Below are 14,312 nucleotides of genomic sequence, written 5' to 3' on the forward strand. Positions count from 1 at the left end.
AGCATAATAGCGGGGGGAGGATGTCAATACTTTTAGTAAAGGTCTTCTTCTTTGTGGGTTTCGATGGTTACGTTAGAGGTTGGGTAAGCAACACAGGTCAATACATATTGAGCTTCGATCTGATCATCATCTAAAAATGATTGGTCAGATTGGTCAACTGTACCAGAAACTATTTTACCTGCACAGGTGGAGCAAGCACCAGCACGACAGGAGTAGGGCAAATCAAGACCTGCTTCTTCAGCAGCATCTAAAATATAGGTATCATCACCACATTCAATCGTTTGTTCACCGTCGGGAGTTTTCAGTATTACGGTGTAAGTAGCCATTGAGTAATCCTCTCTTGTAAAAACGGCAGTATAAGTTATCTTAAAGCAAAGCCCACAGCTAGTCTTATGGGATTAGCTGCTGATTTCTATTTGCTTTAATTCTGATACTACGGGAAAAATTAAACGTTGTAACCGAAAATTGACCACGATTAGTAATGAAATTTAGTTACTTGTTACTAATAAGTTTTATTTATGTAAAATCCTCGACTAGATAGATGGCAAAAAAACTTTTTTAGGCATCAAAACAGTAACGAAAATGAGTTCGGTGTTTGGGGTTCGGGGTTCGGGGTTCGGAAAAATGCTTTAGACTTGCTTTTTGATAGAATACCTATGGCATTGATGGCACTGTATGAGTAAGTTAATAGTTCTGTACAGTGGCTAAATTAACTTTGTCCAGCCAAAACCCAACAAATAGAACTACGGAACATCATGTATAACTCCGATGCACACTTGGCTAATAGAACTATGCGGGTGGGTTTAGTGGGTACTGGGTATGCGGCAAAACTCAGGGCTACAGCATTACAGGAAGATCCGCGATCGCATTTAGTCGCAATTTCTGGACATACTACCGGAAAGACAGCAGCTTTTGCTCAAGAATATCAAGCCTTGGTGATCAATTCTTGGCAACAGCTAGTAGAACGGGAAGATCTAGATTTAGTTGTCATCTCCACGATTAATCGTGATCATGGTAAAATTGCTCATGCTGCCCTTTCTAGCGGCAAACACGTAATTGTCGAGTATCCCCTATCTGTGGATATCAAGGAAGCAGAAGAACTGGTAGCTTTAGCCAAAGCAAAAAATAAACTGTTGCACGTCGAACATATTGAACTTTTGGGTGGCTGGCATGAAGCTTTAAAACAGCATTTAGCCCAACTTGGTGATTTATTTTATGTCCGCTACAGCACTGTTAACCCCCAACATCCAGCACCGCGTAAGTGGACATATAACCATGAGCTTTTCGGCTTTCCTTTAATTGGCGCTCTTTCCCGCTTACATCGGCTGATTGATTTGTTTGGTGAGGTCTTGAGCGTGAATTGTCACCAGCGATATTGGGAGACGGAGACAGATTATTATCAAACCTGCTTATGCATGGTGCAGTTGTGCTTTACCAGTGGGTTGTTAGCCCAAGTGATTTATGGTAAAGGTGAAAGTCTATGGCAGTCAGAACGCAAATTTGAAATTAACGGCGAAAAAGGGGGGTTAATTCTAGATGGTGACACAGGAATTTTAGTACAGGCAGAGGGAACAACTTTGATTGATCTGGGTACTCGTCGGGGATTGTTTGCTAAAGATACGAATATGGTATTAGATCATCTTTTTCATGGAACCGCTTTGTATGTCACCCCGGAACAAAGTTTATATACGCTAAAAGTAGCAGACGCTGCACGGAGAGCCGCAGAAACAGGTTTAACTATATTTTTAACAACAGAGTCATGAAAACTGCACCAATAGTTATTTTATCCCAGCGAGAAATAGAAAAAATGCGGCGGGCTGGACATTTAGCCGCGCAACTTTTACAACATTTAGAACCTTTGGTAAAACCGGGTGTGACTACTCTGCAACTCAATGATGAAGCCGAACGGTGGACACAAGCGCACGGTGCGAAAAGCGCTCCTCTGAACTACAAAAGTTTTCCCAAGTCAATTTGTACCAGTGTGAATGAGGTGATCTGTCACGGTATTCCCAATGCTAAACAAATTTTGAGGGAAGGTGACATTATCAATATTGATGTGACACCGATTGTTGATGGTTATCACGGTGATACTTCTAAGACATTTATTGTTGGCTCATCTGCGCCCAAGGTGCAAAAATTGGTAGAAGTAACAGAAGAGTGTCTGCGCTTAGGTATTGCGGAAGTAAAACCAGATGCGAAGATTGGAGATATTGGTGCAGCTATTCAAGAGTATGCTGAAGCACATGGCTTTTCTGTGGTGCGGGATTTTGTCGGACATGGCATTAGCAATATTTTCCACACGTCCCCGGATATTCCCCATTATGGCATTAGGGGTAGGGGTAAGCGTCTGAGACCGGGGATGGTGTTTACCATTGAGCCGATGATTAATGAAGGAACCTATGAAGTAGAGATGTTAAATGATGGTTGGACTGCGGTAACGCGCGATCGCAAACTTTCCGCCCAATTTGAGCATACTATAGCAGTCACAGAAGATGGTGTAGAAATCCTAACTTTACCTGAAGGATCAACGTATCTTTAACGAATCTGGACGTTGATTTGATAGGTTTTTAGAGGAGGAATATTCTTTTCCCAGGGACGCAAATAGTGCAGTTCTAACACAGTTGAACCCGAACTTTGGGCTGAGAACCGGAAAACTTGATTTTCTGATGCTCCAGGGGTTTGATCTGCTAATGGTTCTAATACTGAATCTCCCAAAGGTTTGAGCTGATGAGGATCATTTTTAATCATCTGCCAACTGTAGCCTGTCCCTGGGGTTGCTAACAATTTGACAATTAAAACGCTATCTTTTTCAAGAATGATTTGACCATTATTGTTAGTATCATTAACAGTTACTTCAGAATTTGACATAAAAATATTAGGGTTTGCATTCACTTGTAAGACGATATTCAAGGTAGCAAACAGACAAAAACCTATGAAAAATATAGGTAAGATTCGTTTGGGTAAAGACATAAAAAATTCCAAGTTTAACCTGGGTAATTAATTGCCAAGTCTGTAGTTTACCTGCCTATAGGCTTGGCAAATTTAAAATTTAACCTCATTATGTAAACAAACAGGATTAATCTTACAATAATTTTCAAATCAATCCTGTTTATCTTTAAATCATAATCTCACCAATTATCTAATGCGGATATTTGGGTTTACCTTCAAGGGAGTGACTTTTTCTAACAATTGAGGAGAAATTTTGTAGAAGTTACTTCTTGCTTGAGTCCAGGCGGCTCCATAACCAACACTGTTACTGTTATAAGCAATCCACATATACCCATTATCACCCCAACCTGTACCCCAAGAATTTTTGATTAACCAAGCTTGTTTTTGATCATCCCAACCGATGAGGGTAACACCATGATTAATTGCTCCACTGGCTTGCTCATTGAATACACCACCAGTATAAGCTTGAAAAGCGGGTGTAACTCGGACAGCGATCGCTAATGGGCCATACTTACACATCGCCTGTTTCATTTCTTCCACAGTCGGAATTCCTCCGTCAGGCTTGACATATCCCCAAGCTATAGAACGGTAGGGAGTAGATACACTAGGGTTATAAGTATTATTAGTTGCGGTATAAGGTACAGTGCTTTCTGTGGCAGTACCGTTGTTAATTAAGAAATTGAATGCATTTGACCACCAACCACCACCGCAGCTACCTGCTCCACCCCAATTAACAATGTGCTGTTCTGAAGTATCAGATGCAGTATTATTGCGAATTAAGTTATTACCTTCATAGGCTCCTAGAGTAGCAAAAGCCCAACAACTGCCACAACCACCTTGATTCCGTACAGGTGTAACTTTATTTAAATTCCGCCAGTCAAAGGACTTAGCTGAGGCAAAACAGCCACGACGCTTGATTAATTGTAACTCAGGGATTACATTTGGGTTGAGTCGTTCAAACTTGTCACGTTCAGCTAAATCTACTCTGAGAATATCTGCTGCCAGTGCATTTTGTGTACTAGCTTGTGCTGGTAAATCATCTGGTGCTTTAGTAGCGGCTAGTTGTTCTAATTTATAATCTAAAGCACTTGTGTAGCCTACTTGGAAAGTCAGATTTTTTACTTGGATATCACGGCGGAGATCGACAAGTTGATTTTTAATTGTTAAAGGAGCTTTTTGTTCGCGCTCCAGATAGAAGGGATTCAGTTTGATTTGAGTCGAATTAAGCTCTATAGATGGAGATGAAGGTGTTTTCAATTGGGAATTATTTGGTCTTGTCCTTTGAGCAAAAGATACGTTTTGTAACATTCCCAAACTCAATAAAGCAATGGTCGATATCTGCAATAATTTTAGGTGTTTCATAAGAATTACTCAGAAATACTGAGTTAATTAAGTTCAATCTTTAGCGAGGTTTCTTGCTTGCTAATACCACATCTATAGCCTTTCCCACTCTAGTTAGATACAAAATTACCCCTCCCCAATCCTCCCCTTGGTAAGGTGCGCGACAGCGCGGGTGGGGTGTATTGCACGAGCTTGGGAATTGCTATAAACCGCGTCTACTTTGAAATCCATCGTTTTTGGGAATTAGGGTAAACCTGAGAACTTAAACTACAACTGAATAATATACTTTCCTGAAAAACTCTGGGTTTCAACATGAACTGGGTTTAGTGATTATGTAGACTGAAGTTTTTAGATATAGTTCCATAAATTTACACAAAAGTAACCATTAATTATCTCTCTAATTTATTAGGAATTCCTTCACAACCACCGGGAATAGTCTCTCTGGATTTTTCACCACACCAAGCGCAGCAGTAGTAACGGGTTGATTCAGACATTCTTTGTACGTTGGTGAAATCGGCATTTTCTACGACTGCGCCGGTGTGTTCACCTGTTTCGTACTCAGGTGGGTGGGTACGACTGCGGGGTGAGGCTTTTTCCACTGAACCGTAAAATAAACGCACTCCGTTTAAATCAGCATTGCTGAGGTTGGCATCATATAAAATGGTGCGGGATAGGTTGGCTTTGACTAAATCGCAACCACTGAGATTAGCACGAACTAGATTAGCTTCACTTAAATCAGTCCAGCGTAAATCATTATCAGCAAGGTCTGCACCTGCTAACATTACGCCTAAGTCGATGACGCGGACACCTTCTAATCGGTCTTCGGCGTAGCCACCGATACCGTCGAGTATGGCTCTACCTAAACGGCGATCGCGTTTTAGTGGTGTGAGCAATTTTGAACGGGAGAGAAACCGGAGAATTTTGGCTTTACCACTACCATCTACACTACTAAAAATAGCGGCAGTGCGTCCTTCTGCGATCGCTCTTTCTTGTGGCCAATCTTCTAATAATCCTTCTTCGTCTAGCACCAAGTCGGAAACACCTTGGAAGTAAGAATCAATTGTTTGCTGTTGGGTGATGATATTTTGCTGTGCTGTTAACAAGTTTTGTTGAATTGTTAAGTCTTTAGAAATTACATATTGTCGCCAAGCTACATAAACGGCGATGATAGCTATCAAAATTTGCCCTAAAGCGCCAAACCAGTCGGCTAGAGTGCCGGCAATATCCCAGTTAATCTTGCTTCCTAACATTAGCAAGCGATCGCCCACACCGGTAAATCGTAATAAGCCAAAAATGCCCGCTAACAAGCCCATAAAGGCTATAAAAATCGTTTTTTCTTGGGGAGAAAACCATTCCTGGATGACATCTTGCAGCCAAGGTAAAAGCATGGCTATAGATAAAACCAAGGTGGAGATGGTTCCCAAGATGCCCAGGAACGAGTTATTAATGGCAATACCAATAAAAGTGAGAGCGATCGCTAATAAAGTAAAGATTAATGCTCTCGGCTTAACTATAATGTTATGAATAGAAGTTTCTTTAAAACCTGATGTAGCACGTTTAAGGGCATTTTTATTTTGAGAAGATTGTAAAGACGAAATTGCGGACAAAACTTGTTTTGCAGCCAACCTTTCTGCTGTTAGTCCATTTTCACCTGCACCACCATCAAAGTCATCTGGTTGCAAGTCGTTGTCCGATTTGGGTTCTGGTTGAGGTGGATGAGAGGAATTAGATTCAATCGTCATACTTTCTATTTTCCCATAGTTTTTTCTAACCAAGATTAACAAATGTACTTTGAGGATTCAGGAGTTAGGAGTCAGGAAAATACTGAAATGAACCGCGAAGACGCGTAAAGCCTTCGGCATAGCGTCGCTTACCGCGCAGCGTTCCGAAGGAAAGGACGCGTTCGCGTAGCGTCCCGTAGGGATAGAGAAGAAAGAGAAGAGAAGAAAGAAGATAAATCTTACACTACCTGAGTTCGACATAAGATAATTTGTGGAAAACTTGCCCCCAGTAGGAGTCTCAAACCCTTATTCTCTCGCCTTTAAAAATCATAACTCCGTTCGCGTAGCGTCTCCATTCGGCGAAGCCGTGCCGTAGGCATAGGAGAAACTCCGAACTCCGAACTCACGTTTACTTACATCTTGTACCAGTCCCAACAACCGCTAAATCCCATCAGATAATTTAAGATTGCCCATTGTTTGATTTTTTACAAATAGCCAAGGAAATAACCAGCACAATAGATATTAGTTCCCTGACAGTAACCTATGCATCTAGCTGTAAATCTTGAGGCTTTTGGCTAAAAACTATTGCCGATAAAACAAAAATTGCACCAATAAAACCACTTAGACCAAGCTGTTCGCCAAGTATCCAAAATGAGAATAGCGCTGAAAATATTGGCTCAAGTGTGTAGAGTAAAGCCGCTTCTTCAGACCGAATCCATTGTTGCGCTACTGTCTGAAGCCAGATAACTATAGCAGTTGCAACCAGCCCCAAGTAGAAAATCACCCCCCAGTTTTCATTAATGATATTCATCTCATCAATTAAATTTGTATTACTCCAAAGTGCGCCCAGTACAGCAATTACAAATAATTGGATGCTAGTAAGTGATAAAGATGAATGGCGTGGCGCTATTTGTTCTAAAATTAGAGTATAAACCGCATAAAGAACAGCATCACCTAGCATTAACAAATCACCAACTCCTAATACTCCCCCTCCCCAAAACATTACGCCGATACCAATAACAGCAAGTCCGGCAGAAAAGAAAGTTTTCCCAGGTAAGCGCCGACCAAAAAACGACCCCAGTAAAGGTACTAAAATTGCACTCAGGCTAACGATAAATGCAGCTCGGTTTGCATGAATGCTCTCAAGAGCAATTGTTTCAACAGCTAGATAGGCAAAAAATACCAGTCCCAGTAGTAAACCATCGCGTAATATCAGCTTGTTTAGACCACGCAAGTTGCCACTAAATAATAACGCAGCTACACCAAACCGCGTTGCCATTAATACACTTGGTGAAAGGCTACCAACGGTTTTTTCAATCAGTGGAAAGGTTGTACCCCAAATGATGTTGATGATAACAAACAGTATGATTCCCTGAATCCGTAGGTGGTTTTGTGTAAGTTTTTGGGTGAAAATTTTCAGCCTTACACCAGCCGTTACCCACTGGCTGAATATATTACTAAAAAACAAGATCATAAGGATTTGCCAACCCTCTTCTCAATCACAGTGAATAGAGCAGGTAATATTTTTATCAACATTTTTATTTGTGAAACTTAAGTTTTATCATATATAGTAATTACTAACTCAATACTTGTCATTTAACCTCAAAAAATAAAATTAGGTAAGTTGGGTTGAGAAACGTTCATGTAGTGTGCCTCGATTATATTTCATCCGACCGATAACCGCTATATATGAAAATTTAGGCAACCTATCTTAAGATATAGCAATAGTATTTGAGTTTTGAAACAATCTAAATATTTGTAGGGTGTGTTAGGCAAAGCCGTGACGCACCATTAATCAAATTTACGGTGCATTACATAGAGAGAAGCAAGATTTTCTCAAAATCATTAAATCTGACTCAAAAAGTCTTTATTCTCCTGAGTAGGAGTATTCTCTATCCTGAATACTTACCATTATAGGCGTAAAAAAAGGTGGGCATTACCCACCCTGCTTTAGCCTTTAACACACATAACCTGTTTGAGTGTTGCCACTATTTCTACCAAATCAGCTTGATTTTCCATCACCTGCTCAATAGGTTTATAAGCACCAGGAATTTCATCTAAAACCCCTGTATCCTTGCGGCATTCTACACCCTGAGTTTGCTCAATTAAATCATCAAGTGTATAGACATTTTTTGCCTTGCTTCTGGACATTAAACGCCCTGCACCATGACTACAGGAACAAAAACTATGAGCATTACCTTTACCTTTAACAATGAAAGATTTTGCTCCCATTGAACCAGGAATAATCCCATAATCTTCTGTTTGAGCGCGAACTGCACCTTTACGAGTTACATACACATCTTCGCCAAAATGTACTTCTTTTTCGGCGTAATTATGATGACAATTTACCTGTAATAAAGGTTTAGTTACTTTTCCACCTACTAAATGTTTTTCGACGATGCGTTTAAATCGTGCCATCATCACATCACGGTTGAAAAGTGCGTAATTTTGCGCCCATTGTAAGTCTTTCCAGTATGCCTGAAATTCTGCTGTACCAGCCACAAAGTAAGCTAAATCGGGATCAGGTAATTTCTCACCTGCCATTTTTGCTAATTCTTTGGCTGTATTAATATGGCATTGTGCGAGTTTATTGCCAATGTTGCGAGAACCGGAATGCAACATCAGCCAAACTTGGTTCTCGGTATCGAGACAAACCTCGATAAAATGGTTCAATTTGTTACTGATTGCTAGTTAAGCTGATTAAATTGAGTGTGATATTAGTGGTTTCCATAATCCCACAATATCATAAATGAAATTAGCAATCGATCAAGCCATTTCTGCTTGATTCTATACCTTCTTGTTCGGTATAGTTCGGAGTACACCTTCATCCTAATAAATTAGCTAATATATCAGGATGCCCAAGTCCCTCTACTCTCTACGGGGCGTTTTACCGCTTCCCTCGGTGTTAGCATCCCAGCTTTCACCGATTTGGACGAGTTTTTAATCTTACATTACTGTAAGATGGGGCAATCTTTCACCCCCACCAAGAGAACCCATTTGTTTCATTGCTTTGCTTTCTAAGTCTTGCACCCCACGATGTAAGTCTTTGAAATCGCGCCAGCGTTGCCAGTTGGAGGCTGATTTTTCTACATCTTTGTTTTCATTAAATCCTGTAGGAATTGCGGCTTCAATATCTAGGCGAATTTTCTTTAGTTTGCCTTCGAGTTGTTCACCTGTAAATTGTGTTTTGATGGCGCTCATACCACAACCCAAATCCACACCGACAGCCGCAGGGATAATGGTTTCTTTGGTGGCAATAACTGAACCAACTAAGGCTCCTTTTCCTAAGTGAACATCTGGCATTAAAGCAACGTGTTTAAACACAAATGGCAATGATGCTACATTCTTTGCCATCTTGATTTCATCTGAGCCTAATGGATGATTTGCCCAAGATAAAACTGGTGATGGAGTGTTAATTCCTAATTGTTCGTAGGGCATGATTTGAGTTGGTAATTTGAGATTTTGGATTAGGAAAAGTTCATAGATAGACTATTTGAGGAATTGTAAACATAACAGTCTATATTACTAGTATAGATTTAGACATGATATTTAATGTTCTTCACAGCCTTGTATTACAAATGTAATATATAGGTAATGTGTTTGTCAACCTATTGCTGACATTAATGAACACCAAGATAGATAATAATAATTTGCAGGATATTGCTTCCCCAGGTTTGGCATAGTGGCATGAGTTTAAAGGCAGTTTTGTTTGATTTTAATGGTGTGATCATTAAGGATGAACCAATTCACCTACAACTGATTGATGAAATTTTGATTCAAGAGAATCTTCAACCTCAGCGGGTAAATGAACGTCAAGCTTCTCTTGGGCGAAGTGATGCTTGTGGTAAGCAAAGCTATCGTGCTTATTTTCAAGACCTGCTGAAAAATCGTGGTAGGGTAGCTACCGAAGAGTATTTAAGTGATTTGCTCAACCGCAAAGCGCAAGCTTATGTGTTGGAATTGGAGAAGCTAGAAAAATTGCCTTTGTATGCTGGAGTAGATGATTTAATTTTTCAAGTGCGATCGCACAATATTAAACTAGGGTTAGTGAGTGACTCTCTTCTGCAAGAAATACAATTGGTGCTAGAGCGTGCCAAACTGACTGAATATTTTCAAATTATTGTCACCGGGGATGACATCGCTACCAGTAAACCCCAACCAGAAGGTTATTTATTAGCGGTAGAAAAACTTAACCAAGCTGATCCAAATTTGAATTTACAACCCCAAGAATGTTTAGCAATTGAAGACACTCCTGCGGGTATTCAAGCTGCCAAACGCGCTCAGATGCAAGTTGTGGGAGTTGCTAATACCTATCCCTTCCATATGCTTCAGCGTCAAGCTAACTGGACTGTAGATTATCTGACTGATTTGGAATTAGAACGGGTACGGGAAGTTTTTTTGCAAAAAGAAGTGAAAACTACATTGCCTGAGTGTTAAGATAGAGTACGCCTGTTAGAGTGAGTAACTTGAGACTAGCAAGGGGAATTAGCTCAGTTGGTAGAGTGCTGCGATCGCACCGCAGAGGTCAGGGATTCGAGCTCCCTATTCTCCATTCTATAAAATTTACAAATTAATCATATTTTCCAAATTTTTAGTTAGATGTATATTATGAGACTTGAATTACTGCTAGACTATGACTAAGTTAATTTGGGCAACCTACAACAAGAGAAGTCTTGATTAGGTTATTTGAGACAACTTGAAACCAACTGGACAGATTCTCTCAAAAGCCAGTATGCCAGAGTCATTAAACTTCTCATTCCTTGCGGTTCATGATCCACAACTGGTGCGATTAGGTACTCTAGCCGAGCGATATTTTGCAGATGACCCCAATACCTGTTTGATTAAATTGCGGCAATTTGGTGAATTGCTGGCTCAGTTAGCAGCAGCTAATATTGGACTGTATGAGGTAGAAAATGAAAAACAGATTGATTTACTCAATCGTTTGCGCGATCGCGGATTACTCAAAGGAGAAGTTGATAGACTATTTCATGAACTACGTAAAATTGGCAACACAGCAACACATGAACTTTCAGGTAATCACCGCACAGCTTTAAGTGGTCTGAAATATGCTCGTGTGTTAGGGATTTGGTTTCATCGAGTATTTACCAAAAATCCTAATTTTGCCCCAGATCCATTTATTCCCCCACCTGATCCCAAAATAGAAACAGAATCTCTCAAAGCCGAATTAGCACGCTTGCGAGATGAGGTCAAAGAAAAACTTTCGGCAGTTGAATTAGCCCAAACACTGGCAGAAATAGAAGCCCAGCGTCGGATAGTTGCAGAGGATTTAGCACGGGAAGCAGAGTCCAAAGTTCAGGAAGTGTTAAATCACCTGAATGAAATTCAAGTTCAAGCCCAGGAGAAATCAAAACAAACAATTGATCAAACTATTTCCCAAGCGCAGATTGCTGAGAGTGGTGTATTTCTGGATGAGAAAGAGACACGGAAACTCATTGACGCTCAATTGCAAGCTGCTGGATGGGATGCAGATTCAGAAGCATTGACTTATCAAAATGGAGTCCGTCCGCAGAAGGGAAGAAATTTAGCGATCGCAGAATATCCTACAGCAAATGGACGCGCTGACTATGCCCTATTCTGTGGCTTGCAGATTGTGGGAGTAGTGGAAGCAAAGCGTCAGAGTAAAGATGTCTCGGAAGGGGCATTAAACCAAGCAAAACGCTACAGCGAAGGTTTCCAAATTGAAGGCGAAATTTTTTCTAGTGGTTCTGGGAATAAATATCAAGTCCCCTTTGTTTTTGCTACTAATGGCAGACCATATCTACAGCAACTTCAAACCAAGAGTGGCATTTGGTTCTGTGATTTGCGTCGTCCCACTAATCTGCGGGTGTGTCTTTCCACATGGTACAGTCCTCAAGGCTTACTAGATACCCTGTCTCAAGATATTGACCAAGCACATACTCGTTTAACTCAAGAAGGCTTTAACTATGGATTGCAATTACGTGATTATCAAATTCGGGCCATTCAAGCTGTAGAGTCTGCCCTAGCTAGGGAAAAACGGGTATTACTGTTAGCAATGGCAACAGGCACAGGAAAAACTAAAACTTGTATTGCTTTGGTGTATCGTTTACTGAAAACCAAGCGATTTCGGCGGATCTTATTTTTGGTAGATCGCACAGCTTTGGGTGAACAAACTGAAAACGCTTTTAAAGATTCCCGAATGGAAAACCTGCAAAGTTTCGCGGATATCTTCGAGATTAAGGGCTTAAAAGACACGGAAACTGACAGGGATACCAAAGTTCATATTTCCACAGTCCAGGGCATGGTAAAACGAGTTCTTTACCCATCTGACAATACATCTGTGATCACGGCAGATCAGTATGATTGCATTGTCGTGGATGAGTGTCACCGGGGCTATTTACTAGATCGAGATTTGAGCGATCGCGAATTAGAATTTCGGGATTTTAACGATTATGTATCAAAATACCGTCGAGTATTGGAGCATTTCGACGCTGTAAAGATTGGTTTAACTGCCACTCCAGCACTGCACACAACCCAAATTTTTGGTGAACCTGTTTATACTTACGCCTATCAAGAAGCGGTGATAGATGGTTGGTTAATTGATCATGAACCACCATTCCAAATTAGGACAAGGCTATCTGAAGAGGGGATGGTTTGGAATCCTGGGGAACAGATGGAATTTTTTAATCCCCAAACTGGGCAACTTGACTTAGTTCATGCCCCTGATGAAGTGCGGATTGAGGTAGAACAGTTTAACCGCAAAGTAATTACAGAAGATTTTAATCGAGTTGTTTGTGAAGCTTTAGCACAGCATATTGATCCATCACTGCCAGAGAAAACCCTGATTTTTTGTGCTACTGATGGTCATGCAGATATTGTTGTTAACCAGCTTAAACAGGCGTTTCAGGATACCTATGGCAGTGTTGAAGATGATGCAATTGTCAAAATTACAGGCAATGCCGATAAGCCATTAGAGTTGATTAGAAAATTTCGCAATGAAGTTAACCCCAAAGTGGCTGTTACTGTAGACTTACTCACCACAGGAATTGATGTTCCGGCAATTTGTAATTTAGTGTTTATTCGTCGGGTCAATTCTCGGATTCTCTATGAGCAAATGTTGGGAAGGGCTACACGCCTCTGTCATGATATTGGTAAAGAGGTGTTTAAAATTTTCGATGCCGTGCGATTATATGAAGCGATCGCACCTGTTTCGAGTATGAAGCCTGTGGTGGTTAACCCCAATATTTCCTTTACTCAATTGGTGGAAGAGTTGGAAACAGTCAACAATCCTGATGCCTTAGAAACAGTCATTAACCAACTCCTGGCGAAAATTCAACGCAAACGCAGGTATTTGAGTGCTAATAGTCAGGAACAGTTAGAAGCGATCGCTCAAATGCCATTACCAAATCTGGGTTCCCATCTCAAACAAAGTACACCCCAGCAGGTAAAGGAATGGTTTCGAGAACGGAAAGCGATCGCACAAATTCTTGATCGTCGAGATGGTGGAACTAAGCCCATGTTAGTTTCCCGTCATGCTGATGAATTAGTCGGAATTGAACGAGGTTATGGCAATGCTGAACGTCCAGAAGATTATTTAGATAGTTTTAGAGCTTTCATATTAGAAAATATGAATAAAATTCCGGCTTTAATAGTTGTTACCCAGCGTCCCAGGGAATTAACCAGAAAACAACTCAAGGAATTAAAAATGCAATTAGATACAGCCGGATATACAGAAACTAATTTAAAAATTGCATGGCGAGAAACAACCAATGAAGAAATAGCAGCTTCTATTATTGGCTTTATCCGTCAAGCTACTTTGGGTGATGCTTTGATTCCCTATACAGAACGGGTAGATCGGGCGATGAAGAAAATCCTGGTCAGTCAACCTTGGACACCTCCGCAACGCAAATGGTTAGAAAGGATTGGCAAACAGCTAAAAGCGGAAACAATCGTTGATCAGGAAGCTTTGGACAAAGGGGAATTTAAAACCCAAGGTGGAGGCTTTGAAAGGCTCAATAAGGTTTTTGGTGGCGATTTAAAAAATATTGTGATCAAGATTCATGAGAGTATTTGGGATGTGGGTTGATATCGTTTTTACCCCCCTTAGTCCCCCCTTGGAAAGGGGGGAAATAGACAATCATAGTTCCCTCCCCTTAGATAAGGACGAAATAGAGAATCTTGTCCCCTCCCCTTAGATAGGGATGAAATAGAGAATCTTGTCCCCTCCCTTTAGATAAGGATGAAATAGAGAATCTTGTCCCCTCCCCTTAGATAAGGACGAAATAGAGAATCTTGTCCCCTCCCCTTAGATAAGGACAAAAT

At 40.7% G+C, this 14,312-nt stretch carries 9 protein-coding genes, 1 tRNA gene and 2 pseudogenes; 5 read left to right on the forward strand and 7 right to left on the reverse strand.

Translation table 11 applies throughout. From position 1 onward, the window contains the following. Positions 1 to 32 precede the first annotated feature (32 nt). Complete coding sequence (locus AC012T_RS06625) at positions 33 to 326, reverse strand: ferredoxin (protein WP_487064176.1); 294 nt, start codon at positions 324 to 326, stop codon at positions 33 to 35. A 429-nt stretch (positions 327 to 755) separates the two neighbouring features. Between AC012T_RS06625 and AC012T_RS06630 the strand changes: the two genes are divergently transcribed. Both AC012T_RS06630 and map read left to right on the forward strand, forming a co-directional pair. After that, positions 756 to 1,763, forward strand: a complete 1,008-nt coding sequence (locus tag AC012T_RS06630) for a Gfo/Idh/MocA family protein (protein WP_487064178.1) — start codon at positions 756 to 758, stop codon at positions 1,761 to 1,763. After that, positions 1,760 to 2,539 carry a type I methionyl aminopeptidase gene (gene map / locus AC012T_RS06635; RefSeq protein ID WP_487064180.1) on the forward strand — a complete coding sequence of 260 codons (780 nt, stop codon included), beginning with the start codon at positions 1,760 to 1,762 and terminating at the stop codon, positions 2,537 to 2,539. Before AC012T_RS06630 ends, map begins: the two co-directional genes overlap by 4 nt. On the opposite strand, the gene AC012T_RS06640 is transcribed toward map, so the two are convergent. The 6 genes and pseudogenes from AC012T_RS06640 to AC012T_RS06665 form a co-directional block, all read right to left on the reverse strand. Then, on the reverse strand, positions 2,536 to 2,970 hold the full coding sequence (locus AC012T_RS06640) for a protease inhibitor I42 family protein (protein WP_487064182.1): 435 nt from the start codon (positions 2,968 to 2,970) through the stop codon (positions 2,536 to 2,538). The genes map and AC012T_RS06640 overlap by 4 nt on opposite strands. Positions 2,971 to 3,135: 165 nt before the next feature. Continuing rightward, complete coding sequence (locus tag AC012T_RS06645) at positions 3,136 to 4,311, reverse strand: C1 family peptidase (protein WP_487064184.1); 1,176 nt, start codon at positions 4,309 to 4,311, stop codon at positions 3,136 to 3,138. 368 nt (positions 4,312 to 4,679) lie between these two features. Continuing rightward, positions 4,680 to 6,032: a pentapeptide repeat-containing protein gene (locus tag AC012T_RS06650; RefSeq protein WP_487064186.1), complete on the reverse strand. Its 1,353-nt coding sequence runs from the start codon at positions 6,030 to 6,032 to the stop codon at positions 4,680 to 4,682. A 520-nt stretch (positions 6,033 to 6,552) separates the two neighbouring features. Then, entirely contained in the window at positions 6,553 to 7,485 is a 933-nt protein-coding gene (locus AC012T_RS06655) for a DMT family transporter (protein WP_487064188.1), read from the reverse strand. A gap of 476 nt (positions 7,486 to 7,961) precedes the next feature. Further along, positions 7,962 to 8,681 (reverse strand): annotated as a pseudogene (locus AC012T_RS06660) (RtcB family protein); the annotation flags it as partial. A 306-nt stretch (positions 8,682 to 8,987) separates the two neighbouring features. Next, a pseudogene (locus AC012T_RS06665) lies at positions 8,988 to 9,449 on the reverse strand (RtcB family protein); the annotation flags it as partial. Positions 9,450 to 9,698: 249 nt separating this feature from the next. Between AC012T_RS06665 and AC012T_RS06670 the strand changes: the two are divergent. From AC012T_RS06670 to hsdR, 3 genes are all read left to right on the forward strand, one after another. After that, complete coding sequence (locus AC012T_RS06670) at positions 9,699 to 10,448, forward strand: HAD family hydrolase (RefSeq protein WP_487064190.1); 750 nt, start codon at positions 9,699 to 9,701, stop codon at positions 10,446 to 10,448. A gap of 42 nt (positions 10,449 to 10,490) precedes the next feature. Beyond that, positions 10,491 to 10,563, forward strand: a tRNA-Ala gene (locus tag AC012T_RS06675). Between the two features lie 180 nt (positions 10,564 to 10,743). After that, a complete protein-coding gene (gene hsdR / locus AC012T_RS06680; protein ID WP_487064192.1) occupies positions 10,744 to 14,076 on the forward strand; it encodes a type I restriction-modification system endonuclease in 3,333 nt (1,110 codons plus the stop codon). The last annotated feature ends 236 nt before the right edge of the window (positions 14,077 to 14,312 follow it).

The organism is Anabaena sp. EIM26, assembly GCF_057568715.1.

What these genes read in the sequence shown, in the direction of transcription:
- AC012T_RS06630 (WP_487064178.1), top strand. Translation starts at nt 756, where the DNA reads ATGTATAACTCCGATGCACACTTGGCTAATAGAACTATGCGGGTGGGT.
- AC012T_RS06650 (WP_487064186.1), bottom strand. Translation starts at nt 6,032, where the DNA reads ATGACGATTGAATCTAATTCCTCTCATCCACCTCAACCAGAACCCAAA.
- hsdR (WP_487064192.1), top strand. Translation starts at nt 10,744, where the DNA reads ATGCCAGAGTCATTAAACTTCTCATTCCTTGCGGTTCATGATCCACAA.
- AC012T_RS06645 (WP_487064184.1), bottom strand. Translation starts at nt 4,311, where the DNA reads ATGAAACACCTAAAATTATTGCAGATATCGACCATTGCTTTATTGAGT.
- map (WP_487064180.1), top strand. Translation starts at nt 1,760, where the DNA reads ATGAAAACTGCACCAATAGTTATTTTATCCCAGCGAGAAATAGAAAAA.
- AC012T_RS06655 (WP_487064188.1), bottom strand. Translation starts at nt 7,485, where the DNA reads ATGATCTTGTTTTTTAGTAATATATTCAGCCAGTGGGTAACGGCTGGT.
- AC012T_RS06625 (WP_487064176.1), bottom strand. Translation starts at nt 326, where the DNA reads ATGGCTACTTACACCGTAATACTGAAAACTCCCGACGGTGAACAAACG.
- AC012T_RS06640 (WP_487064182.1), bottom strand. Translation starts at nt 2,970, where the DNA reads ATGTCTTTACCCAAACGAATCTTACCTATATTTTTCATAGGTTTTTGT.
- AC012T_RS06670 (WP_487064190.1), top strand. Translation starts at nt 9,699, where the DNA reads ATGAGTTTAAAGGCAGTTTTGTTTGATTTTAATGGTGTGATCATTAAG.